Source organism: Aquirufa sp. (genome assembly GCF_044342065.1).
GTDB lineage: Bacteria > Bacteroidota > Bacteroidia > Cytophagales > Spirosomataceae > Aquirufa.
This window is the reverse complement of sequence record NZ_JBIIQN010000005.1, coordinates 24,983-48,521: the sequence shown is the minus strand read 5'-3', so window position 1 is coordinate 48,521 and position 23,539 is coordinate 24,983. Positions and strand designations below refer to the sequence as shown.

The 23,539-nt window shown below is 39.7% G+C and carries 19 protein-coding genes; 7 read left to right on the top strand and 12 right to left on the bottom strand.

What is annotated here, in order from left to right; translation table 11 throughout:
- Positions 1-34: 34 nt before the first annotated feature.
- From ACIQZ2_RS03390 to ACIQZ2_RS03380, 3 genes are read left to right on the top strand one after another with little or no spacing between them, the layout of a single operon-like run.
- Entirely contained in the window at positions 35-3,064 is a 3,030-nt protein-coding gene (locus tag ACIQZ2_RS03390; RefSeq protein ID WP_395767435.1) for a hypothetical protein, read from the top strand.
- Positions 3,054-4,712 carry a CotH kinase family protein gene (locus tag ACIQZ2_RS03385; RefSeq protein WP_395767434.1) on the top strand — a complete coding sequence of 553 codons (1,659 nt, stop codon included), beginning with the start codon at positions 3,054-3,056 and terminating at the stop codon, positions 4,710-4,712. Before ACIQZ2_RS03390 ends, ACIQZ2_RS03385 begins: the two co-directional genes overlap by 11 nt.
- Before the next feature lie 25 nt (positions 4,713-4,737).
- Complete coding sequence (locus ACIQZ2_RS03380; protein ID WP_395767433.1) at positions 4,738-5,997, top strand: glutamate-5-semialdehyde dehydrogenase; 1,260 nt, start codon at positions 4,738-4,740, stop codon at positions 5,995-5,997.
- Between the two features lies 1 nt (position 5,998).
- On the opposite strand, the gene ACIQZ2_RS03375 is transcribed toward ACIQZ2_RS03380, so the two are convergent.
- Genes ACIQZ2_RS03375 through nusB form a run of 6 tightly spaced genes read right to left on the bottom strand, consistent with a single transcriptional unit; the run spans position 5,999 to position 11,490 of the window.
- A complete protein-coding gene (locus tag ACIQZ2_RS03375) occupies positions 5,999-7,810 on the bottom strand; it encodes a DNA polymerase III subunit gamma/tau (protein ID WP_395767432.1) in 1,812 nt (603 codons plus the stop codon).
- Positions 7,811-7,848: 38 nt separating this feature from the next.
- Positions 7,849-9,273 (bottom strand): dephospho-CoA kinase, encoded by a 1,425-nt coding sequence (gene coaE / locus ACIQZ2_RS03370; protein ID WP_395767431.1) that lies wholly within the window; start codon positions 9,271-9,273, stop codon positions 7,849-7,851.
- Position 9,274: 1 nt separating this feature from the next.
- A complete protein-coding gene (gene yajC, locus ACIQZ2_RS03365; protein ID WP_315575838.1) occupies positions 9,275-9,574 on the bottom strand; it encodes a preprotein translocase subunit YajC in 300 nt (99 codons plus the stop codon).
- 4 nt (positions 9,575-9,578) lie between these two features.
- Entirely contained in the window at positions 9,579-10,025 is a 447-nt protein-coding gene (locus tag ACIQZ2_RS03360; RefSeq protein WP_395767430.1) for a DUF1573 domain-containing protein, read from the bottom strand.
- A gap of 2 nt (positions 10,026-10,027) precedes the next feature.
- Complete coding sequence (locus ACIQZ2_RS03355; RefSeq protein ID WP_395767429.1) at positions 10,028-10,324, bottom strand: YtxH domain-containing protein; 297 nt, start codon at positions 10,322-10,324, stop codon at positions 10,028-10,030.
- Positions 10,325-10,326: 2 nt separating this feature from the next.
- Positions 10,327-11,490, bottom strand: a complete 1,164-nt coding sequence (gene nusB, locus ACIQZ2_RS03350) for a transcription antitermination factor NusB (protein ID WP_395767428.1) — start codon at positions 11,488-11,490, stop codon at positions 10,327-10,329.
- 92 nt (positions 11,491-11,582) lie between these two features.
- On the opposite strand from nusB, the gene ACIQZ2_RS03345 reads away from it, so the two are divergent.
- Positions 11,583-13,382 (top strand): ABC transporter ATP-binding protein, encoded by a 1,800-nt coding sequence (locus ACIQZ2_RS03345; RefSeq protein WP_395767427.1) that lies wholly within the window; start codon positions 11,583-11,585, stop codon positions 13,380-13,382.
- Here ACIQZ2_RS03345 and ACIQZ2_RS03340 read toward each other — a convergent pair.
- A complete protein-coding gene (locus ACIQZ2_RS03340) occupies positions 13,362-14,669 on the bottom strand; it encodes a TolC family protein (RefSeq protein WP_395767426.1) in 1,308 nt (435 codons plus the stop codon). The two genes, ACIQZ2_RS03345 and ACIQZ2_RS03340, sit on opposite strands and share 21 nt — an antisense overlap.
- 115 nt (positions 14,670-14,784) lie before the next feature.
- On the opposite strand from ACIQZ2_RS03340, the gene ACIQZ2_RS03335 reads away from it, so the two are divergent.
- Genes ACIQZ2_RS03335 through ACIQZ2_RS03325 form a run of 3 tightly spaced genes read left to right on the top strand, consistent with a single transcriptional unit; the run spans position 14,785 to position 17,601 of the window.
- Complete coding sequence (locus ACIQZ2_RS03335; protein WP_395767425.1) at positions 14,785-15,612, top strand: MOSC domain-containing protein; 828 nt, start codon at positions 14,785-14,787, stop codon at positions 15,610-15,612.
- Entirely contained in the window at positions 15,599-16,354 is a 756-nt protein-coding gene (locus ACIQZ2_RS03330; protein ID WP_395767424.1) for a hypothetical protein, read from the top strand. The genes ACIQZ2_RS03335 and ACIQZ2_RS03330 overlap by 14 nt, the downstream gene beginning before the upstream one ends.
- Entirely contained in the window at positions 16,342-17,601 is a 1,260-nt protein-coding gene (locus tag ACIQZ2_RS03325) for an MFS transporter (protein ID WP_395767423.1), read from the top strand. The genes ACIQZ2_RS03330 and ACIQZ2_RS03325 overlap by 13 nt, the downstream gene beginning before the upstream one ends.
- Here the strand turns inward: ACIQZ2_RS03325 and ACIQZ2_RS03320 are convergent.
- The 5 genes from ACIQZ2_RS03320 to ACIQZ2_RS03300 form a co-directional block, all read right to left on the bottom strand.
- Complete coding sequence (locus ACIQZ2_RS03320; RefSeq protein WP_395767422.1) at positions 17,598-18,101, bottom strand: hypothetical protein; 504 nt, start codon at positions 18,099-18,101, stop codon at positions 17,598-17,600. The two genes, ACIQZ2_RS03325 and ACIQZ2_RS03320, sit on opposite strands and share 4 nt — an antisense overlap.
- Before the next feature lie 49 nt (positions 18,102-18,150).
- Positions 18,151-18,438, bottom strand: coding sequence for an autorepressor SdpR family transcription factor (locus ACIQZ2_RS03315; RefSeq protein WP_395767421.1), 288 nt, complete (start codon positions 18,436-18,438; stop codon positions 18,151-18,153).
- A gap of 51 nt (positions 18,439-18,489) precedes the next feature.
- Positions 18,490-19,383, bottom strand: coding sequence for a hydroxypyruvate isomerase family protein (locus tag ACIQZ2_RS03310; protein ID WP_395767420.1), 894 nt, complete (start codon positions 19,381-19,383; stop codon positions 18,490-18,492).
- A 2-nt stretch (positions 19,384-19,385) separates the two neighbouring features.
- Positions 19,386-22,439, bottom strand: a complete 3,054-nt coding sequence (locus ACIQZ2_RS03305) for a PVC-type heme-binding CxxCH protein (RefSeq protein ID WP_395767419.1) — start codon at positions 22,437-22,439, stop codon at positions 19,386-19,388.
- A 66-nt stretch (positions 22,440-22,505) separates the two neighbouring features.
- Entirely contained in the window at positions 22,506-23,534 is a 1,029-nt protein-coding gene (locus ACIQZ2_RS03300; protein WP_395767418.1) for a glycosyltransferase family 2 protein, read from the bottom strand.
- Positions 23,535-23,539 lie beyond the last annotated feature (5 nt).

The window sequence follows — 23,539 nt, the reverse complement described above, 5'->3', positions numbered from 1 at the left end:
TCCTTAAATTTGACTTTGTGTAAAATCGTGTTAGATGCGTTTTTTTCGATTTCTTCTTTTAAGTATTTATTCTCTGGTGTTTGTGACGCATGTGCAAGCGCAGGAGTTTTTTCCAAGCCAACGATCTTGGGAGAAGACACGCATTCAATATCAAAAGTTTGCTTGGAAATACCTGGCTAATCAGAATTTTGAAGTCTATTATTTTGGCAAGAACGAAGTTTTAGCACGCACTACGCTTCAAATTTTGGACAGCGATTTTCAACGGGTTAGCAGTCTTCTTTCCTACACGCCTTATCAAAAAACCCAAATATTTGTTTATCCTTCAGGCAGTGAGCTTGCGCAGTCGAATAGCGGGATCAGTTATGCAGATGCTCAGGAAGCCGCTGATGAAAATAGGGCCAAGTTTAGAATCGAAATCGCATTTGAAACTCAATTTCAATCGTATAAAGAAAATCTGCTAAAACAATTGGCGCATGTTTACATACATGATATTCTTTATGGAGGTAGCATAAAAGATGTCTTGCAAAATTCTTTGCTTTTATCAGTACCAGAATGGTTTGAATCTGGTCTTGCAGCTTATATTGCTACAGGCGAAACCGCTGCAATGAGTCAATATATGTACCAGGTGGTTGTGGCAAATAAAGTTCGAAAACCCGTTTTAGCCCGGGGCTTGGAAGCGGAGTATATTGGGCAATCGATATGGTCATATATTGCTAAAACGTATGGTGCAAGTCAAATAGGTAATATTGTTAATTTGACGCGAATCATTCGAAATGAACAATCAAGTATATCCAGTACACTTCGAAAACCGATTTCAAAGTTTTTGAAAGAGTGGTTTGAGTTTTATGTTAGTGATGCCAAGCAATATGAAGTGAACGTTCAAGACGTTGCTAAAAAAATGCTGTTTTCTATCGATGTAACGAAAGGCGAACAGTTGCGCGATTTTCAGTTAAGTCCGGATGGAAACTGGTTGGCTTATATCATGGATGATGCTGGGCGTTACCGCCTGCTGGTCAAGTCCATGAAAACTCAGGTAAGTAAGGAATTATTCAAAACAGGATTGAAAGATCCGTTACGCCTTGCGGGAGGTGTCAGGCCAATCATTCAATGGTCAAGAAAACAGGATTTATATGTCTTGTATCATCAAGAAGGAAAAAACTTCCTAAATACGTACCAGTTGAACAAGCAAAATCTACGTTTGTCAACTAAAAAGAATTTAGGTGAACTACGATTTTTGGATTTTGAATTGAGTGCGAGCGGCCAACAGATGTTGGTAAGATCATTTAAGCAAGGTCAAGTGGATGTTGGAATTTATGATCTTCGTAGAAATCGCTTAACCTCCATCACTCAGGATGCGAATCAAGAGTCTGAGGCGCATTGGTGGGGGAAGGATGGTGATATTGTTTATTTGACGGATCGAATTGCTGATAGTACTTATCTCAAAGAAAAAGGAATGTTGACCATGATGCATTGGCGTGCTGAGGATCCCTCGAACCCCAAAGCGCTGTTTCAGCATAAAGGCCAAATTCGTCATGTTCGGCCCATTTCCGACTCGCTCATCTATTTCTTAAACGAAAGTCCATTCAGTCATGAATTGGTATCTTACCATACTTCTGATCAAAAACTGTATCAAACAATTGTTAAATCAGGGGATTGGTCTAGTTATCGGTGGGAAAATGATGTAATGGTGGTGAAAAATCGCTTGGTTCTGCAAGACCAGTTGCAAATATATTCCGCAAAACAAGTAACAGCCTTACCTGCCTATTTATGGTATCCTATGTTGCCAGATACATCTCAGGCCCTAGCGCCTGTTGTGTCCAATGACGAAAGTAAGCGGTCAGCTGACATTCGAAAATCAAGGATTGATCGTCAGCAGGCCCTAAGATTACGCAAAGATGCTAACCGACTGCTGGGGCCATTGGATTATCATAATTCTTTTGTCATCAATGGGTCTGAAGGAAGTTTTAAAATTGACCCTATTCGTGGCTTGGGTTATAGTTTGGATTTAAAAATGAATGATTTAATGGAAAATCATTTATTCAAGGTAGGGGCCTATTTATCTGCAAATATTAAAAATGTAGATCTCTGGGGTGAATATGCATACCTAGCTAATAAGATTGATTGGACACTGCGAGTAGATCGGAAAATTTTAGATCAACAAACGGAAGTTCTCTCCCAAAAAATACGCTATAATCGAGTTGAGTTGAAATCGGTTTATCCCCTTAATTTACAAAGTAAGCTTAGTTTTTCTGGGATGTTTACCTCCAATCGGTCCATTGATCAATTTAACTTGAGCACGCCTGAAGATGTGTCGGCTTATTTGGGAGGTCGTTTATCTTATACATTCGACAATACGGTATTTTGGGCTGAAAATTTACAAACAGGTTTCCGCATGTATGCGGGTGTGGAACATCAAAATACGTTGCAACAATCTTTTACGCGTTTTAATTTAGATGCAAGACATTACCTGAAAATTTCAAATAGTTTTCTGTTGGCCACGCGCTTATCCGCATCACATGCCATGGGTGAGTTAGCCACTCAAACCATTTTAGGTGGAATGGATAATTGGTTATTCATTGATCGGGAAGAAAGAAACAAGGCGAATCCATTAGGTACAGCCGGCATTGCAAATCGAGATGTATTTATGAGTGATTTTGCGACATCCATGCGTGGATTTAGAATGAATAAGCTCTCGGGTAACAGTCATTTATTGCTAAATACGGAGCTTCGCGTGCCATTGAAATCATTAGTTGGTTCCGGTTATTCCAAATCGCAGTTATTAAATACATTTCAGATTGTTGGGTTCTTTGACATGGGAAGTGCTTGGACCGGATCAAATCCTTTTTCAAGAACGAACGGATTTAATACCAATGTCTACGGTGGAAATACAAATCCATTTCAAGCGACAGTAACGGATTTTAGAAATCCATTTTTATTCGGTTATGGTGTTGGAGTAAGAGCTAATCTTATCGGGTATTTCATCAAATTAGATTATGCCTACGGAATTGAAAATGATGAAATCAGATCTCCTATAACCTATTTAACCCTTGGGCATGACTTTTAGATCCCTGATTGTTTTATTATTTTTTCAAGTACAAGCCTACGCCCAAAGTCTTACGGTATCAAATTTGCCTATTTTGCAAATCAATACCAAGGGTGCCACAATTGTGGATGAACCTAAAATTCTGGCCAAGTTTACATTATTTGATCGAGGAAAAGGTCAAATGAATCGATTGACTGATAAGCCCGCATTTATCTTTTGGGCTGGAATTGAATTCCGCGGTAGTTCATCGCAGGGGGATTGGTATTTCCTCCCGGGCTTAGTTAAGAAGCCCTATGGATTTGAAATTTGGACCGATTCATTGGCAAAGAAAGCTATGAATTTACCCATAGGCGAGATGACAGCTGAATCAGATTGGGTATTAAATGCATCCTATAATGATCGAACTTTTTTGCGAGATGTTGTTTCTCAGAAACTAGCGGGTGATTTAGGTTTGAAGAATTCGAATACACGCTATGTTGAGGTCATCCTGAATGATGCTTATCAAGGGATTTATATCCTGATGGAGAAAATTAAACAGAGTAGAGGCCGATTGGATATAGCAGATTTAACACCGACAGATAATGCAGGGGATGAGGTAACGGGTGGATATTTAGTAAAAATAGATAAGACGAGCGGTTCCCCATCACGCAGTTGGAACAGTGCCTATGTTTCTGGCAGGGGGAATAATAAAGGTTTATTCCAAATTGAATATCCTAAAATTGAAAACATAACGACGCAGCAGTTCACATATATTAGAAATTACGTTAATGCTTTTGAGAAAAGTCTGCAGGAAGAGAATCCACTGAAGGCTAGCACTACCTACCGATCCATGATGAACATGCCCTCGTTCGTCAATTTTTTTATATTAAATGAATTGTCTCGCAATGTAGATGGCTTTCGTTTGAGTACGTATTTTTATAAGGATAAAGATTCCAAGGGTGGGAAATTAACCATGGGCCCCGCATGGGACTTTAATTTGTCATTTGGGAATGCCGATTATTATGATGGCTATTTGCCTCAAGGCTGGATGTATAATAAATTGGAATTACAGGACGGAACACCTGATTATTTCCAGACACCTTTTTGGTGGGGAAAATTGATGCGCGATTCTGTTTTTGTAAACGCTGTTAAAAGTCGATGGACCAGTTTACGGAAAACAAGCTTAAGCCCTCAGACCTTATTTAAATTCATGGATTCCACCACTCTTGCATTGAAGGAACCCATGCAACGTAATTTTAGTCGTTTCCCATTATACAATAAAAAAGTTTGGCCTAATTATTACGTGGGTGCGAATGCCAACGATGAGCTTAATTGGATGAAAAATTGGATTACTGCGCGAATTACATGGTTAGATGCTGCGATAGGTAATTTAAATGCCAGTCTGGTTCTTGATAATGTAGAGGCCCCGATTTCCTTAAGACTGTATCCCAATCCAGCAAATCAACTTATAAATTTGGATTTTCCTTTGCTTCAGGATGCGAATTTGAGGGTTCAGATTTTTGACATGTCGGGCCGTTCTGTGATGCAGAATAACATGGGGCGCTATCTCAAAGGCCAAACTAAACTTACGCTTGATGTGTCAACCTTGGTTTCAGGACGTTATGTCCTATATGTGGGGGATGGACAAAATGCCCTTTGCCGTTTCCCGTTCATTAAAAGTTTGGACTAAGGTCTACAATTCCTAACTTAGTAAAATGTCTCAAAAAGTCGACGATATCCTTCCTTTTTTAGCCGCCACTCGCAAAGCTAGTACAAGTTTAGCGCAGGCTAAATCTGTTGTAAAAATTGCGGTCCTAAATACCTTATCTGATCTATTAATTCAAAATTATGCCGCTATATTACTCGAGAATGAGAAGGATTTAGCGCAAATGGATCTACAAAATCCCATGCGTGATCGACTACAGTTGACTGAAGAGCGCATAAGATCTTTAGCATCGAGTTTACATGATGTAGCAGCTTTGCCTGATCCTTCTGGTCAAATATTGTTGGACAAAGTACTTTCAAATGGGTTGCATTTACAAAAGATTGCGGTGCCTTTGGGTGTAGTGGGTGTAATTTATGAGTCACGTCCTAACGTAACTATCGATGTCGCGGCCCTTTGCATTCGTTCGGGTAATGCAGCAGTATTGCGTGGTGGGACAGATGCTTGGTTTACTAATCAGGTATTGGTAGGGCTCATTCACCAAGCATTGCAAGCACACGGTTTATCAACTGAGCTCGTTCGTTTATTGCCTACCGATCGTGCGCATGTGACCACTTTATTGCAGGCAACTAAATTCGTTGATGTTATCATTCCGAGAGGTTCAGATGCATTGATTCAGCGCGTCCGACGAGAGTCATTAGTTCCTACGATTGAAACGGGTGCAGGTGTTTGTCATACTTACGTGGCCGCTGGTGCGAACCTTAACATGGCTGTACCAATTGTCGTGAATGCTAAAGTTTCAAGACCTTCAGTTTGTAATTCATTGGATACCGTGATTATTCACCGCAGTCATTTACCTGATTTTGTCCAAAAAATTGCCACTGATTTTAAAAAATATCAAGTTCAGATTTTTGCTGATTCAGATGCGTTTTTGGCATTGGAAAAAATTGATTATCCTTTTTTGTTGCGTGCTGCTGAAGCTGATTTTGGTCGGGAGTTTCTCGATTTTGCCTGTTCGATGAAGGTTGTAGATAATCTTGCTGAGGCATTAAATCACATTGATCAATTTTCCTCCCGACATTCGGAAGCCATTGTAACCGAGGATTCAAGTGAGGCCTCCTTGTTCTTAGAGGCCGTTGATGCCGCCGCGGTTTATTGGAATGCTTCTACTCGATTTACAGATGGCGGAGTTTTTGATTTAGGTGCTGAAATAGGAATCTCAACACAGAAATTACATGCACGTGGGCCTTTTGCCTTAGAAAAATTGGTAACGGAAAAATGGGTTATTCAGGGTAATGGTCAAATTCGCTAGGTTAAAATTCGTGATCCAAACCCAATTTTTGTTTTAGTTCGCCCAGTAGTGGATGCTTTTGGACCAAAAAATCGAATTTGTCTGATTGCGTATATAATAACTTTTTTTCATCATTTTCTTGTTCTGTGAGGTCTAAGACGATGTCTACAGTATAATTACTTAGACGTTCACGTAAAATTCCTAACACCTCCATCCGCAATTGCTCATTGAAATGCTGAACCTGTACTTCATTTTCGACCTTCACATGCGCAACTGTTTCAATTAATTCAATTGGGCGATCCATCATAACAAACTTGTTGATCAAATTGCCATCCTTGTATTTTTGCGCAATTTCATTCCAAACCTCTAAGAATTTCGTCAGGTCAAAATCTTGATTAATCAAACCTCCTGGGGCCGATTGTTCCTCTTTTTCTTCGTCTTCTTTCCCCTTGTTTTTAATCACACTTTTGCTGGAACGCAAGCCAGATAAACCTAAAGCAGGCATTTGTGCGACGGGTTTAGTCGTAGGTAATGGCTGTTCAATTTCCTCCGCTATGGGGATATCATGACTTTCCACTACCGGTAGCACTTCAACGGGGTTGGTGGCTTCTGTACTTACGTCAGATTTAGTAGGTTCCTTTGCTGGGGCAGTTGCAAGAGTTTGGTTGTTAGCCCCTTCGCTCTTCGCTTGGGGCTCAGACTTTTTTCCGGTACCGCCCTCCAAGGCCAGTTGGTATACCGATGGCAAATAATTTATCTTCAATAAACAAAGTTCCAAATGTAGGCGGGCATTTTTTGCCAATTTGTAATTACTCTCGCATGTAGAACATATGTTCATAGCTGAAAGCAAGAAAGAGGTGCTTGTTCGTTCTGCTTGCTCCTTAAATTTGGTACGAGATTCTTCTGAAATCTCCATCAATGCCAACGTTTGTGGATCTTTAGCAAAAAGTAAATTTCTCAGGTGTTCCATAAAACCACTGATAAATTGCTGCCCATCAAATCCTTTGCGCATGATTTCATCCAGAAGCACCAAGGTTGCTACATGGTTCTGTTGAATTAAGTGATTGGTTAAAGCCACATAATAATCACTATCCAATATGTGCAGATTCTCCAATACATCTTGATGGCGCAAGGCATTATCAGTTGAGAAAGTGACATTCAAATCAAACATGGAAAGTGCGTCACGCAAACCGCCATCAGCTTTAATCGCGATTAATTCCAATGCCGAAGGTTCAGCCTGAATATTTTCTTTCTCTGCGATACCGGCTAAATGCTTAGCCATATCTTTCCATTGAATTCGATTGAAATCGAATATTTGACAACGAGAAAGTATGGTAGGTAGAATTTTATGCTTCTCCGTTGTTGCCAGAATAAAAATGGCATAGGACGGAGGCTCCTCCAATGTCTTTAAGAAGGCATTGAATGCAGCTGCTGAAAGCATATGAACCTCGTCAATGATGTAGATTTTGTAACGACCACGTTGAGGAGGATACCGAACTTGATCAATCAAGTTACGAATATCGTCTACTGAATTATTTGACGCAGCATCTAATTCATGAATCGTTAGGGAAGTATTGTCTTGGAAAGATTGACATGATGGACAAGTGCCACAGGCTTCACCATCCGCGCCTATACTTTCACAGTTGATAGTCTTAGCTAAAATACGCGCGCAGGTAGTTTTTCCCACGCCACGAGGGCCACAGAATAAAAATGCCTGAGCCAAATGATTTGACTTAATGGCATTCTTAAGCGTAGTGGTAATGTGACTTTGTCCCACGACCGAATCAAATTGGGTAGGCCGGTATTTTCGTGCTGAAACTATGAAATTTTCCATACTGCAAGTTAAGTTTTAGACGGTCAAATTCCAATAAGCTAGTTGGGTAAATGCAAGATGGCACTTACCGGAAAATGATCTGTTGGGAATCTCCCTGCCCAAGTCTCCGAGTGGGTAGCATGTTGACTACATTTTACACCATTTTTAACAAAAATATAGTCGATGTGTCTACCTTCTTGTTCTTTTTTAAAGCCATTGAATGAGCTATATGGCCCATAGTGGCCTCCTGTACTGATGGTTTCACTATCTGTAAGGCGATTCGGGTTAGTCTTGTCTAAAATGATTTGAATGGGTTCGTCATCGGGGGTTGCATTGAAATCGCCCGTAATGATGGCTGACGATTTACCTGCAATTTCGGCTACTTTAGCCAATACCAATTTAGCACTTTCCCGCCGAGCAATTTTTCCCAAATGGTCAAAGTGCGTATTGAATACAAAGAATTTTTTTCCGGATTTAATTTCTTTGAATTCACCCCAAGTCACCACGCGGCGGCAGGCTGCATCCCAGCCAAATCCTACTTTTTCACATGAATCAGAAAGCCAAAAGGTCTTTTCCCGAATCAGTTTAAATTTTGCTGTATTATAAAAAAGCGGGGAGAACTCACCTTCTTCTTTTCCATCGTCTCTGCCTTTGCCGAACCACGCATAACCAGGTAATGCCTTTGCAAAATCGGTAATTTGGTGTATGAATGCTTCTTGCATTCCGATTATATCGGCTTGATGGTATTGAATCAATTCTGCACAATGTTTTGCGCGGAATTTCCATTGATCCTGTCCATCTGATTCGGTATCTAGGCGGATGTTGAATGTCATTGCCTTAATTTGTCCTTGGCTTTGGAAGCTCAAAAACAAGCATAAAAGGATGCAGCTGAGTGTTTTCATAATCGTTTCAATTTGTGGCCATAAGCGGTCTTTTTTGCTGTTTTGAACAACAAAGTCAGCCCCACGTACGTACTGTTCAGGTTGAGGTTGTAGGTCAATCATCTGCATGGTTTGCATGTAGGAAGATTGGTTTCTTTTTTGAATGTGTTGAAGCCTTTCATCCAACGGGCAAGCAACCGCGATGAGCTTTTGGAGTAATTCTGGTTTATTCCGCGGCGTAATGAGTGCAGATTCATACAGGTAGAATGGAGCATCCGGAGCTGCCTCCAGCCAAGTTATAGCCGCTTTACGGACAGCAGGGTGAATGATCGCATTTAGTTTTTGAATATCACCCGGATACTTTTGGAGTAAGCCTTTCATCCAAGGGCGATTGTAAGTTCCATCTGGCAAGTAAGCCTTTGAGCCAAATTCATCTAAAATAGCATCTTTTACTTCTTGATCTTGATCGCAAATTTGCCTCGCTTGCATATCTGCTTCAAAAACAGGAATTCCTAAGATGGAAAAAATCCGACAAATCGTTGATTTGCCGGATCCTATTCCGCCTGTAATGCCGATAAAGGGTTTCAGGCTATTTTCAATCATCTTATTCCTCCGTTAAACGTGAAGAAGCATCTTTCGAGATTGCTGATTTTTCAAACACCATCCGTACTCCTTTGCTTGAATCAACTTCAACAACAATGGTTTTCTCACGAATGGAAACAACCGAACCATGTGCACCACCGATGGTCACGACCTTGTCTCCTGTTTTTAATTCACTAATGAATTTTTGTGCTTCCTTCGCCTTTTTTTGTTGGGGACGAATCATGAAAAAATAAAACACCACAAAAATACCTCCAAAAAGGACGATTTGCATGATTTGTGGATTAGCTTCTAATAATAACATAAGACTATTTTTTTTGAGGTAAAACTTCTATTTTAAACGCAACCATGTTGTCGGCTGGTAGTGTATTCGCATAAGCGGTAATCGTTTTTTGCACTTTTCCTTCTTTTCCATGGGAATCAAAGGTTACTTTGATAAAGCCTTTTTTGCCCGGTTGGACGAGTTCTTTACTCCATTTTGGTGTAGTACAACCACACGAGGCATTAACAGAGGTTATTTGCAAGGGCAAATTTCCCTTGTTGCGGAAATGAAAAGTATAGGAAACGCTATCCCCTTCTGTAATTCGACCCAAATAAACCAAAGGCTGGTCAAAAACCATTTTTGGTTGTTTATCCATGGATGGGCGCAAAGCAACAGGAATGCTACTTTCAGCATCATTCATGGTCTTTTTTTGTTTGTTGGTACATTCCAAAAACAACAAGATAACCCCCAAACAAATCAATAACCGAAACATGCTTATTTTGCTTTGATTTGGCTCATCATTTTTTCAACGTCCTCCAACAATTTTTCCGCTTTAACTTTTGTGTCATTGACAACTTTCTTGCCTTCTGATTTAGCCATCGTTTCAGGAATTTCTTTTCCATCAACGATGTCATTGATTAATTGCTTCAATTGTTCACGGTACTTATTCAATTGAAAATACAATTTACTTCGGGTATTTTCTCCCTTATCTGGGGCATAAAGAATTCCTAGAACTGCTCCAGTAGCCGCTCCGACCACAAATGCCCAAAATGATTTAGATGATCTACTCATAATTATTTACTGGCTATGTCGATTAATCCTCGACCTGATTTTTGTATTATTTTTTCACTCGTTAGCTTCATCGAAACCACATCCAATATACCATTAATAAATGGTCCAGATTTAGGTGTAGAATAGTTTTTAGCTACTTCAATGTATTCGTTTATGCTAACTTTTACGGGGATGCTAGCGAATTTAATCATTTCGGCTACTGCCATTTTTAAAATAATTAAATCCGATGTTGCCAAACGTTCTGAATCCCAGTTTTTCGTTTGGTCATTGACCCATTCCGTCAACTGCTTATCTTCTTTTACACAATAGTCAAATAATTCTTCAAAGAATTGTTTGTCCTCGTCCCACTGTAATGCTAATGCTTGTAAACTTAACTCTTCCAAAGACTCAACCTTGAAGGTTTTTGTACTTAAGCTTTTTACCACATCCTTATTAACATGCCAATTTAAATCTTTTTCCTCGAAAAATTCCGTCATGATTGGATGTTTTAACAGATAATTTTTAAGGATGTATTTTACTATTTCAAGGTCTTGCACAACATCTTTGCCAGCAATAGGTAAATATGCCACGAAGCTTTCGTCTGGGAGTATGCCCTCAATGAATAATTTCTTGAGTAAGCTTTCTTCATCTTCACTCCAGCCGATGTTGTTTTCTGCAAATGCATTTTGCAAATCTTTCCATTTGGGAAGAATAGCTAATACTCTATTGTGAGCTATTTGTGAAGTTTTAATAGGGCTTTCTAATAAACGACGTTGCTCGTCCCATTGACCTATATTCGGAAGATTCTGTAAGTAGAATAGTAATTTTAAATATTGTTTGTAAATCGACTCAACCTCTACGACCATGTTTTTTCGCATGTCTTGGGCAATTTTCGCTACATTATTTTGATAAACTCGATACACAGATTGAGCAGCCTCAAGCGCTTCTGCTGGAATACTTTCCTCTGTGGGAATACCTTGAAAAAATTCGTTTAATTGTATTTCGGCCAACTTCCTAAGTCCCTCTAATCGAGGTGCCTGCTCTTCTTTGGCAACCATTAATGATAAATCGGGTAGAAAAATAGTTTGCAAGCCATCAAAGGCTAATTGATGCTGCGCGCGTTCCTGCGTCCAAAAGGCATACATTTGTTGAAATGCTTTGACCCGTAGTAGTCTTCTATTAACCATCCGAAAAATAAAGAGCGTTCTTGATTTGTAAAACACAAAATTACAAATTTTAATTTAGAAAGGTCCTATCTTTGTGCCAACTTATTCAATACATGGGCTCACTAAGTCACCTCAATCAATATTTTTGGAAATATAAATGGCTTCTCTTCATGGGAATCGTATTTACATTTTGTTCCAATTTTTTTGGGGTTGTTCCGGCTCAATTGGTTCGTTTTGCACTTGATTTAGTAACTGAGACCATCGACATTTATTTTTTATTCAAGGGTTTTTCACTGCAGACAGCTTTCTACGAAGTATTTGCTAGTACGTTGTTTTATTATGGCGCGCTGATTGTCTTAATGGCTTTTATTAAGGGTGTTTTTTTGTTTTTGGTCCGCCAAACGCTCATTGTAATGTCGCGTCACATTGAATATGAAATGAAGCAAGAGATTTATTCTCACTACCAAACCTTGCCCCTTTCTTTTTATCGAAAACAAAATACCGGTGATTTGATGGCTCGTATTTCAGAAGATGTGAGTAAAGTTCGTATGTACGTAGGACCTAGCATGATGTATGGACTGAACTTAATTACGGTGTTCACGCTCGTTATCTATTACATGCATCAGGTAAGTACTACGCTGATGTGGTATGTACTTCTTCCTCTGCCTATTTTGTCATTTAGTATTTATTATGTCAACTCGTTGATTATTAAAAAGTCGGAGGAAATACAAGCGGGTTTATCTACCATTTCCACTTTTGTGCAAGAGGCCTTTTCGGGTATTCGCGTTTTAAAATCTTTTGTTAGGGAGAATCAATCCTTGGAAGCATTTACAGAGGCTTCTGCAAATTACCGGAGAAAGTCATTGGATTTAGTTAAGATTGACTCTTTGTTTACGCCATTGATTTCTTTGCTAGTGGGATTTAGTACACTTTTGGTCGTGTATGTTGGTTCGAATGAGGTTATGGCTGGCCGGATGACTTTGGGAAATATAACCGAGTTCATTATGTATGTATTTATGTTGACCTGGCCAGTAACGGCACTGGGATGGACTAGTTCTCAGATTCAACGTGCTGCGGCTTCTCAAAAAAGAATCAATGAGTTTCTGGAAATCAAATCAGAGTTGTTGCCAGGTTTGCAAATTAAACAAGCGATTTTAGGTAAATGGACTTTTAACCAAGTTTCATTTGCTTATCCAGGGACAGACCGAGCAGTATTAAAGAATATTAATTTGGAAATTAATGCAGGTGAATCCGTTGCCCTTTTAGGCACAACAGGTTCAGGAAAGAGTACGATTTCTCAATTAATGGCACGTTTTTACGATCCTAGTTCTGGTGAAATTCTTTTGGATGATATTCCATTAAGAGATTGGGATATTGAATTTGTTCGGAAACATTTAGGATTTGTCCCGCAAGATGTATTTTTATTCTCAACCTCCATTGCCGAAAATATTCGATTTGGTCAAGATGATTTAACCGATGAGCAAATGTATCAAGCAGCTCGATATGCCGACGTCTATGATAATATTATCGATTTCCCCAATCAATTTGAAACCCTTTTGGGCGAACGAGGGGTAACCCTCTCAGGAGGTCAAAAACAGCGGGTTTCCTTGGCACGTGCCTTAGCTAAAAATCCGAGTTTATTGATTTTAGATGATTGCCTTTCAGCTGTAGATACCCATACAGAACATAAAATCCTGACCCATTTGAAAAAGATTATGCAGGATAAAACGAGTTTGATTATTTCACATCGGGTTTCGTCAGCTAAACTTGCCAACCGGGTATTTGTCTTGCAAGCAGGTGAAATAGTGGAGCAAGGTAAGCACGCTCAATTAATGCGAAAAAAAGGACTTTACTTTGACCTTTATCAGCAGCAACTTAATGAAGAGCAAGGCTTACAGGAGGTTTCCGCTTAATCGAATTAATTCAATTTCCGCTGACTTGGCAGCATATTTTGCTTCAATTAGACGCGTTTCTGCAGCCACCGCATTCCGTTGCACTTCACGTAATTCATATGAGGTTGCAATACCAATTTTGAAACGATCAAAAGCAATATCGATGTTTTGTTTCGCTATGGTATAATTTTCTGATTCTAAAGTAATCAAATTTAACGCATTCTCATAAGCTGTATAGGATCTCTCCAGTGCGGCCACTAATTGGTTTTTTGTATCCTCAATTTGTAATTGTGCAATTTCAGAGGCGATTTTTGCATTTTGTATACGACGTTTCTGATTGTATCCATCGAAAATATTAATCGTTGCGCGAAGCCCATAATTGAAAACATCACTCGAGCCCCTTTGAACACCAAAACCTGCACCATTATTCACGTTGGTTACCGAATATCCTGCTAATAAATCTACCTGCGGGGTTTGTTGGGATTTTAAACTCTTCGTATCCAAATCCGTGATTTTTTTTGACACCAACGCTAACATTAATGTTGGATTCTGTTTCAATGCCATGTCTTTCAGTTCACTTAGATTCAATTTAGGCAATAAATCGATCACAGGTAATGTTTGGAAAGTGGTTAAATGTGGACGGATGAGCAAGGTATTTAAACTGATTTTTGTATTTAAAAAGGATTGTTCTTGCGCAAGCAACAAGGCCTTATCCTCATTATAATCTACCTGAGCAGAGTAATAGTCAACTTTGGATCCTTGACCTACTTCATAGCGATCTTTGGCTAACTTCAGTCGGTCGTTTGATATTTCTAATCCTTTGCGAAAGTTATTAACGCGTAAATCTTGACGAATGATGTCGTAATACAGAATACTGATTTGCGCGATTAAATTTTCTATGGAAGTTTCGGTTTGTTGTGCACCTAACTTTTGCAATTCCTTGAAGCGATCACGTAAAATAAACATTCCCTGGCCATCATATAAGGTCCAAGCCATCGCAATGCCCGCATTGGCACTGTTTGAGCGCACACCAGATTGAATAAGTGGTGGGCGTAATCCCCCAAAAAATTCTTGATCTAGCCCTGATACAGTATAGTTTTTATTGGCGGTTCCAGTCAAGGTAGGTAAAAAACCCGCATTTCCTAAGCTGTTATCATTTGCCGCTTGAAGTTCTCTTTTCTTTAAAATTTGTATCGAATATTGATTTTGTAAACCTTGTTGGATGGCATCTTCCAACCGTAACAAATCTTGCGCATTACTTGTAAGACTAGTTAGTATGAATAAACTAATTAGGCCAAATGATTTCATATTGAATAGGTTTTTTATAATAAGAAACAAACATAGGGATTTTGGAGCACATTATGAAAGGGAACCCTGATAAGACCATATAGGGTAATTTAACTTGAATTAGCTAATTTGCAGCATGACTCGAGTTCAAGTCCAACACTTATTTCTATTTCCGATCAAATCTTTGGGACCGATTTCGGTTGATCAAGTCGATGTTGAATCCGCTGGATTTAAAGGAGATCGCCGTTTTATGTTGGTCGATGATCAAGGAAAATTTATCACCCAGCGCACTCGGCCTGATTTGACTCGGTTTCAAATTAGAATTCACGACTTGGGTTTTGACGTTTTTGATCGGATTACGGCAAAATCAAAAGTATTAGCCAGTTCACCTGAATTGCTTGATTTCCTTGAGGTTGAACTATGGGAAGATGCTTTACAGGTGCGGGAAGTAGGCGAGGGGTGGTCTGAGTGGTTTTCGGAATTGCTTGCCGAGTCTGTCCGCTTAGTGATGCAAGTGGAGGAGGCACCTCGGTTAATTAGTGAAAAATACCAGACACAGGGTTCCAATCAAAGTTCTTTTGCTGATTCTCTTCCTATATTATTGGCTTCTGAGGCATCTTATTTGGAGGTGGAAAAGGTATTGGGTCAACGTTTTGATCGTTTACGTTTTCGTGCAAATATCATTGTTTCTGGCAGTCATGCCTTCGAGGAAGATTCCTGGGCTGAGTTTGCTATTGAATCTGTGCGATTTTCTGGTGCAAAGCCTTGTGCTCGCTGCCAGTTGGTCAATGTGGAGCCAAGCAGTGGAGAAGTGGACAGAGGTGGCGTTTTAAAGGCCTTGGCTAGTTTTAGGCAGAAAGAAAATAAGGTTTATTTTGGCCAACAAATTGTCCCGATTTCTTTGGGTAAAATTCAAGTAGGTGATGCGCTAATTATTTTAAGTCATAAAGATGCGCTTTTTTAATACGCTCCATTTCTTGAGTTTGGATGTGGTATTAAGCGTCATTTCGATGCACATGATGTTTTATCATTTTTTTATGCGTCATTGGCCCAGTTGGGAAATCAGCGCTCTACTAGGTATATCGGTATATTTGATTTATGGCATCGACCGACAAATCGATAATCGAACATCGGCTAGTCGAGATGCATTGCATGCTTTTCATGCCCGATACGCCTCACCACTTATACTCGTTATGATTGGCTTATTTCTTTTGAATTTATATCTATTAACCTTGGTGGATAATGCATTGATCTTTTCAGGATTAGGGATGGTAATTGTCTTGTTGGGATATTGGTTTGCCTGGGTGCAGCGGGTTTTAGATCGTATATGGGGCTTAAAGGAAGCATTAACGGCCAGTATTTTCAGTGTGGGTATTTTTCTGCCCACTGCAGCGCGTTTTGGATTTTCTAGCGAATTGATCACCATGGGATTGGTAGTTTTTTTGTTGGCTTTACAAAATCTTTGGTTGTTTACTTTGCTTGCGGATGGAGGTAAATGGCATTTTTGGATTGTACTTATGTGGGTAATATTAGGCATATTACCAGTATTAGGATTGTTGGGTGCCAACCTGTTTATTTTATCCGTCATGTTTATTATTTGGGGGATTCATGTTTGGATTTATTACTTTAGGGCTCAAATGCAAATGCGTTACCTTGGCGATTTAGCTTTTGCGAGTCCACTGATTTATATTTTATGTCATTATTGAAGACCAAAGACGCGTATCAGGCGCTTCGTTATCCTGAGTTTAGGGCCTATGTAACGGGAAATACCCTGTTTACAATGGCTTTGCTCATTCAGGAAGTTATTCTGGCTTATGAGATCTATCATTTGACGCACAATCCATTGGCTTTGGGATTAATTGGTTTAGCTGAAGCGGTTCCCTACATTTCTTTGGTATTGTTTGGGGGGCATTTTGCTGATAATCGAGACAAGAAAAAAATTATGCAGGGCTCATTAACGCTGATCATTTTGGGGTCAGTTTTATTGTTGTATGCAGCAACGAAGTTGAATTCAGGGCAAGCCGATTTTCATATTTATTTGATCTATTTTGTGATTTTTTTAATAGGGCTTGCTAAAGGTTTTTTTAGTCCCGCGGCATCGTCTTTGAATCCTTTTTTGGTACCTAAAGAGGTCTTTGCAAACGCAGCGACGTGGAATAGCTCCTTTTGGCAATTGGGGTCTATTTTGGGTCCTGGGGTTGCCGGTTTTCTTTATGCTTATGCAGGATTATCGGGGTCATTAATGATTGTCATTGCTTTGTTGGTGGCCGTTATGGTGTGTATTTTTTTGATTAAGAATAGGCCTGTGCCTCCCAAAACGGTCGTACATGAGTCGATATGGCAAAGCTTACGTGAGGGAATTGAATATGTATTTAAGACGAAAATTATTCTTTACGCGATTTCATTGGATTTGTTTTCGGTTTTGTTCGGCGGTGTCATTGCGATTTTACCCATCTTTGCCGAAGATATTTTGAAGGTAGGAGCGGAGGGACTTGGAATTTTGCGTGCTGCTCCATCCGTAGGTGCGGTGGTAACAATGCTAATGCTCGTTTATTTTCCCCCTTTGAAAAATGCTTGGCGGAATTTGTTACTGGCTATTGCAGGTTTTGGATTGGCTACTCTAGTATTTGGCTTATCGACAAACTTTTGGTTGTCTGTAACGGCTCTATTTTTTACTGGGGCCTTCGACTCGGTAAGTGTAATAATTCGCCAAACAGTTTTACGAATATTTACTCCAGATGAGATGCGAGGACGGGTTTCCTCCGTCAATGGCGTCTTCGTAAGTACATCCAATGAAATGGGGGCCTTTGAATCAGGGGTTGCAGCGAAATTTTTAGGTACAATCCCATCTGTCTTATTTGGCGCAGGTTTAACCTTGTTTCTGGTCACGGTTGTAGCCTTCAAATCCAAGGATTTGCTGGAGCTCGATGTAGAAAAAGCCGCTAATGACTAGTTGTTTTCCTGTATAGCCGTATTCCAAGCCTTTAAGGTTTCTACGATTGTATGCCGACTCTCTTGCGCCCAAACGATATCGTTTATGTTGTTCACGGGGCTTGTATTTTCACCTAAAAGCGCGGGCATCAAATTGAATTGATGATTCTTTAATTTTTTTGTTCCTTTCTCATTTACAGAAATACATTCAACTAAGCTAATGTTTGAAATAAGGACCAAAGCATCCGGTGTTTTGGATGCATGTATTTCGATGGATTCAATTAAATTTTTGGGTATGTCGCTAGAGCCAATAATCTCTGAACCTTGGTAATGGACAACTTTTATTTCGTGGGCTCCTAATAAGAAAAATGAAATTCGCTTTTTGCCTGATTTCTCAGCAAAGAAGTCGGAAATTGATTGGAATAAATTCCGCTTGGGTAATGTTATAACACCTAAACCGATAAAATCACGCGGTGTTTGACTAGCAATGAAAGAATACGAAGATGGCAAGTTAGCGCTCATGCGAATTGATTTTTTTTACGAATTTATTTTAAAAATAGTAAACCGACAATTACAATCGGATTTTAGGTTTTGGAAATTCAAAATGTTGGGCAAACGCTTGAAACCATTGGTGGATACTTTCAAACCCCTTTTTATTTAAACTATAATGAATAAACTGACCCTTTTTAACCGCATCAATCAATTGTGCCTGTTTTAACAAATCCAAATGATGCGAAATACTTGGCTTGGTCATGTCAAACTGTTTGGCAATTTGTCCGGCATTTTGCGGTCCTTGAATCAGAAACTGAAGGATCTCTCTTCGTGTAACATCATTGATTGCTTTGAATGCTGCTTCCATATCTTTTAAATAATTAGGCTAATATCTAAATATTTAATTAATTATCCAAATTTACAATTGGTCAGCTTTTCGATATGCGGCAATTAATGCTTGTTCGCCCGCTTTGCCTGGCTTGAAATTCCCATGTTCCATACCCAAAATACCGTCGTATTTTTTGATGCGTAGGTGTTCGAAAATATTGGCATAATTGACTTCGCCCGTCCCCGGTTCTTTTCGTCCTGGATTATCGCCAATTTGAAAATAGCCGATTTCAGACCAACATAAATCCATGTTCTTAATCATATTCCCTTCGTTTCTTTGCATGTGGTACATATCAAAAAGAATCTTACAAGATGGACTGCCTACTCCCTTACAAATCATATACGTCTGATCTGAATAACGTAAGAATAAATCTGGATTATCACTCAATGGCTCCAGTACCATCGTTAATTTATGGGGTTCTAATATCTCTGCACCTCTTTTTAGTACCTCGATAACGTTCCCAGTTTGTATCCCGAGAGGTAAATTACGGGTAAAATTTCCTGGTACGACGGTTGCCCATTTAGCATTGACACGTTTGGCAGTTTCTACAGCTTCTTTGCACGATTTCAAAAATAAATCTGACCAGCTCTTGTCTCCTGATGTCATGTGTGATTTATCAAAAAATCCCGGAAACTTAATGACAAATACCCCCATTTCCATTCCTAAATTGCCCAAAGTTGCTCCAATCTTCTCTTGTACGGCAACAGGTTTGTCCATCATTTCGTTATCTTCCAAAGCTCGAAATCCCATTTCATGCATGAATTTTACTTGGTCGATGTAATCTTTCCCGGCATGTTGTTCAAACATCCCAAAGTGTGGGGCATATTTTAAACTAAACGTATTGTCAGCAACTGTATTGCCTTTGATTGCTTGGCTGCCTAAAACTCCTGCAGTCATTAATTGGCTAAATGAACGACGATTCATAGTTATTTCTTTTTTAAAGTGCTTAAATAGGTCACTAAATCGGTTAATTCGGTGGTCGACATGCCATCCGCTAAGCCATCTGGCATCATTGAATTATCAAGTTGCTTAACGGACTTCAAAGCTGACGTTTTGAAATTTTGTGTGCTTCCGCCAGGCAATTTTAAGATGATATCCGTTTCATTTTTTGAGGTAACAACTCCCTGATAGACATCCCCTTTTTTCGTTGTTATTTCAAAGGTCTCATAACCAAACCCAATTCCTGCATTTGGATGTAGAATGGAAAGGTACATGCCTTCTTTTGACAACTTTGAACCGATTTCCGATAATTTTGGACCAAAGTCGATCCCTTCATTGTTAATTTGATGGCACATGGCACATTGCTCTACAAATACCTTTATCCCATTTTGAGCGACGCCTTTTAAATTGACCAACTCATTTAATGCCGGGTGCTTTGTTTTGTTAGCACTTTGTACACCAGTTAAATACGTATTTGCTTCTAAACGAACGCCTTTTCGCCAGGCTCTGCTAACAGATTCTACAACGGACGGGATGAGTGTTTCAGGAATTTGTTTTTGCTTCAATGCTTGAAGCACAAAGTCTTCACCCGCAGGATATGAGTTTCCGATACCTTTGGCTGCATCTTTACGAACAATTAAATCAAGTTTGGTATTTAGTAAGGTTTGATTTAACAGTGCGACGGTTTCCTTATTTCCTACCCAGCGAATCGCTTCGATAATGGAACGTTTTGTCGCGGTATTTCCTTGTGCAAAGCTTTTTTTGATAAATTCACTTCCTCCCTCAAGCGAGTAAATAGCTTTTGCTGCTTGGCGCCCTCCTTTATTACTTAAAATAATTTTCATGAGGTCAGGTTTCATTTCCGTTAGACTGTACTTTTCAATGAGTTTAGTGTATTCATCCACATCATTTTTGGGCAATAATTTGATTACCGTTTTTCTGGCTACGACATTATTTTGAATATAGTCTGGTGAAATATGACGGATGGCTACGAGTGATGCTTCTGCGTCACTTTTTAATTGGTCATTGATTAATTGTACCAATAAGGCTGATTTTTCTTCACCTGGTAAAAAATCCAACGTCCTGAAATAGCGTAATTTTTCTGCTAATGATTTGCCTTCTTTTAGAAATTGGAATACATATTGATTTGCTAGTGGTGTGCGTGCACGGAATATGAGGTCACGAAAAGCAGGGGAATCTGCCGGTTTTAATGCTAGATAGGCACTTAGTCGGGAATCCCATAATCGATCAGCGCCAATACCTAAGGCCTCTAAATACCAGCGATCTGTTCCGGTATGCTGGCTTGCTAATTGAGCCCAAATATCATCTGCCTCGGTATTTTTTAGGTGATGCAAGGCAATAGCTAATTCTCTTTTCACTTGAAAGTCGGAATCATTTACTGTGCGATGTGCTAATGACTTCCATGAATCAAATGGGCGCACTTTTGCTGCACGAATGCCCATCATGCGCCATTCCGGGGACGACTGTTTAAGTGCCTTATCGATGTAAGCTAATCCATCTGGTCCTTGAGCTAGTATCCAAAATAATCGGGCTTTCAAGCGTGGATTACTTTCACTTTCATAAATGTCAGCAAGGTCTTTATGCGCTTTTTTTCCAAAGCCTTGTAAGGCTTTATAGCCTAAATACCGAGTCGCCAAATTGGGGTTGAATAATGCCGTAATGGCTCCAATTGGCGAATCAAGATGTAATTTTTTAATCAGATATGGCGTGTTTTTGGGTGCTATTCGGTAGATGCGTCCTTTGTTTTGATCTCCCGCTTGATGTCCCCCTACGCCTGGATCATACCAGTCGGCAATAAAAATGGATCCATCCGGTGCGACCGTTACATCTGCTGGTCGGAACCATTGATCCTTAACGCCCTCTACTAGGTTAATGATGCTCGCTGAGTATCCTGCGCCCTGTGTTTTTGTGGGATATGCACGTACTACATTCGGTCCTGCATCGGCATGGATAATATGATTTTGGAATTTAGCAGGTAATAATTGCCCTTCATAAACCAAAATTCCGGTAGGTGATCCTGAACCTGTTTGTAGTAAATTAGGAACAACTCCAGGGTCATTTAAATGCCAGTGTTGAAGTGGAATTTCGGTTTCCATGTTGGTGCGTTTTACATACCAGCTTTCACCTGTCATTTCATCCGTGTAGCCATAATTTCCATGTTCAAACACGGCATTGATACGAACGCCTTTATTTCCATCGTCATCATTATCGGATTGCCATAATGCGCCATAGGAGTCTACAGCAACTTCAAAATTATTCCGGAAATTTTGACCAAGGCATTCTACATTGGATCCATCCAAATTACAGCGGAAAACCATGCCTTGTTTGTATTTGTTGGGTCCAATAATATCCCCATCTTGATCTAAAACGGGTTTGCCTTGAGCATCCAATAGTTGTTTTCCTTCATTTCCTAAGTTGAAATATAGTTTTCCATCGGGCCCAAAAGTAAATGCGTGTGCACCGTGGTCATGTTGCTCTCCTCCAATACCCTGAAACATGATTTCTTTTCGGTCTGCTTTATCATCGTGGTTATCATCATACAATTTCCAGATGTATGGACTTTGTGCGACAATCACCATGCTATCCAAAACGGCTATACCCAATGGTGCATTTAATTCCGGTGACTGATAAAAAACTTTTTCTTTATCCGCTTTCCCGTCTCCATTGCTATCTTCTAAAATGATGATACGATCCCCGGCAGGATTCGTAGGATTTCCCGCAATGGCTGGTCGGTAATTAAATGCCTCCGTAATCCATACGCGCCCCTTTGAATCGATGTCCATATTGGTCGGATTTTTTACCATTGGCTCTGTCGCGAAGGTCGTAATTTGTAAATCTGGATCAATTTGTAAACCCTCCAAAGCATGAACTGCTTCGTGCTTTTGCGATTCAGTTAATGAATCGAGTAGGGCTTGCCCCCAGCGTTGATGTTCATTCTTTTGGAAGGATGAAATGCCTAAATAGCCAACAAGGCATATGGAGCCTAAAATGGACAATCGTCCAAGGAAAGTTTTTTTCATAGTATATACAGGTTGGGCGATAACGCTTTGGAGTAAAGGTCATTTAAATCAACAAAAAATGCAAATTTATCGCTTAATGAATTGGTTCAATTTGGAACGAAAATTGAGATAGGCCAAAAGGGTTTTAGGGCTAAGCAGATTTGTTTTCAAATAGCTTTTCCACGCTTTAGAAGTCCGAGGGGGATGAAGTAATGTGGCCCGACTAAAATAGTAGGATTTTTTACCCCAGTTTGATTTATTCTCGTGGCAATCCATTCGCATCAGGTAATATGCCTGAAGAATGGGTTTAATGAGATGTTGGTATTTGAAATGAGTATGTGCATTGATTTGCGCATACATGAAAATTCTATTTTTAATGAACGCGTCCGAGTAAATATGGTCGGTCATGCTGATTCCTCCTTCGTTTTTCCGGTATACGGACATTACTTCGGGTAAATACCCAATGGGACCTTGCTCAGCTAAAATGACGTAAAGCGGAATATCGCCACTTTTGGAATGTAAAAACCATTCAGGTAGGGGATGAGCAAATTTTCGTCGCATCATGACCGCTGCGGTAGCCATAAACCACGTTTCTTTCTCAACGAGGAAGTCGGCCGATTCCACCCACTTTTTTTGGTCAATCGGATTAATTAAAACAGGCGCACGATTGCTACCATCTTCATAGATGATTTCTGCATTGTGGAAGCAGGCAGATGCTTCAGGATTTTGGTCAAGAAAATCAACTTGGCGTTGTAATTTTAATGCATCTGTCCAATAGTCATCTCCTTCTATGTGCACGATGTATTCTCCTTTGCAATCAAGAAAACAATGGACGTAATTGATTTTTGAACCCAGATTTTCAGGTCTTATGTAGGCCTTAATTTTTTGTGGATATTTTAGTGCATATTCACGAACTATTTCCGCTGTACCATCCGGTGAATGATCTTCCCCAATAATAATTTCAAAATCAAAATTGGTTTTTTGCTCCAGAATAGCATCTAAGCTTTTTCGTATATAGGCTTCGTGCTTGTAGGTGATGAAGCAAATACTTACTTTGGGTTTTTCGGGGGTATGTGACCCAGGGAAAATATGTTTGTCGTAGCGAGAAAAATCCATTTGCA

Coding starts and splice junctions, on each gene's coding strand:
- ACIQZ2_RS03375 (WP_395767432.1), bottom strand. CDS start 7,810: ATGGAAAATTTCATAGTTTCAGCACGAAAATACCGGCCTACCCAATTT.
- ACIQZ2_RS03340 (WP_395767426.1), bottom strand. CDS start 14,669: ATGAAATCATTTGGCCTAATTAGTTTATTCATACTAACTAGTCTTACA.
- ACIQZ2_RS03315 (WP_395767421.1), bottom strand. CDS start 18,438: ATGGAAGCAGCATTCAAAGCAATCAATGATGTTACACGAAGAGAGATC.
- nusB (WP_395767428.1), bottom strand. CDS start 11,490: ATGGTTAATAGAAGACTACTACGGGTCAAAGCATTTCAACAAATGTAT.
- yajC (WP_315575838.1), bottom strand. CDS start 9,574: ATGTTATTATTAGAAGCTAATCCACAAATCATGCAAATCGTCCTTTTT.
- ACIQZ2_RS03385 (WP_395767434.1), top strand. CDS start 3,054: ATGACTTTTAGATCCCTGATTGTTTTATTATTTTTTCAAGTACAAGCC.
- ACIQZ2_RS03300 (WP_395767418.1), bottom strand. CDS start 23,534: ATGGATTTTTCTCGCTACGACAAACATATTTTCCCTGGGTCACATACC.
- ACIQZ2_RS03360 (WP_395767430.1), bottom strand. CDS start 10,025: ATGTTTCGGTTATTGATTTGTTTGGGGGTTATCTTGTTGTTTTTGGAA.
- ACIQZ2_RS03335 (WP_395767425.1), top strand. CDS start 14,785: ATGACTCGAGTTCAAGTCCAACACTTATTTCTATTTCCGATCAAATCT.
- ACIQZ2_RS03305 (WP_395767419.1), bottom strand. CDS start 22,439: ATGAAAAAAACTTTCCTTGGACGATTGTCCATTTTAGGCTCCATATGC.
- ACIQZ2_RS03390 (WP_395767435.1), top strand. CDS start 35: ATGCGTTTTTTTCGATTTCTTCTTTTAAGTATTTATTCTCTGGTGTTT.
- coaE (WP_395767431.1), bottom strand. CDS start 9,273: ATGATTGAAAATAGCCTGAAACCCTTTATCGGCATTACAGGCGGAATA.
- ACIQZ2_RS03310 (WP_395767420.1), bottom strand. CDS start 19,383: ATGAATCGTCGTTCATTTAGCCAATTAATGACTGCAGGAGTTTTAGGC.
- ACIQZ2_RS03320 (WP_395767422.1), bottom strand. CDS start 18,101: ATGAGCGCTAACTTGCCATCTTCGTATTCTTTCATTGCTAGTCAAACA.
- ACIQZ2_RS03330 (WP_395767424.1), top strand. CDS start 15,599: ATGCGCTTTTTTAATACGCTCCATTTCTTGAGTTTGGATGTGGTATTA.
- ACIQZ2_RS03355 (WP_395767429.1), bottom strand. CDS start 10,324: ATGAGTAGATCATCTAAATCATTTTGGGCATTTGTGGTCGGAGCGGCT.
- ACIQZ2_RS03345 (WP_395767427.1), top strand. CDS start 11,583: ATGGGCTCACTAAGTCACCTCAATCAATATTTTTGGAAATATAAATGG.
- ACIQZ2_RS03325 (WP_395767423.1), top strand. CDS start 16,342: ATGTCATTATTGAAGACCAAAGACGCGTATCAGGCGCTTCGTTATCCT.
- ACIQZ2_RS03380 (WP_395767433.1), top strand. CDS start 4,738: ATGTCTCAAAAAGTCGACGATATCCTTCCTTTTTTAGCCGCCACTCGC.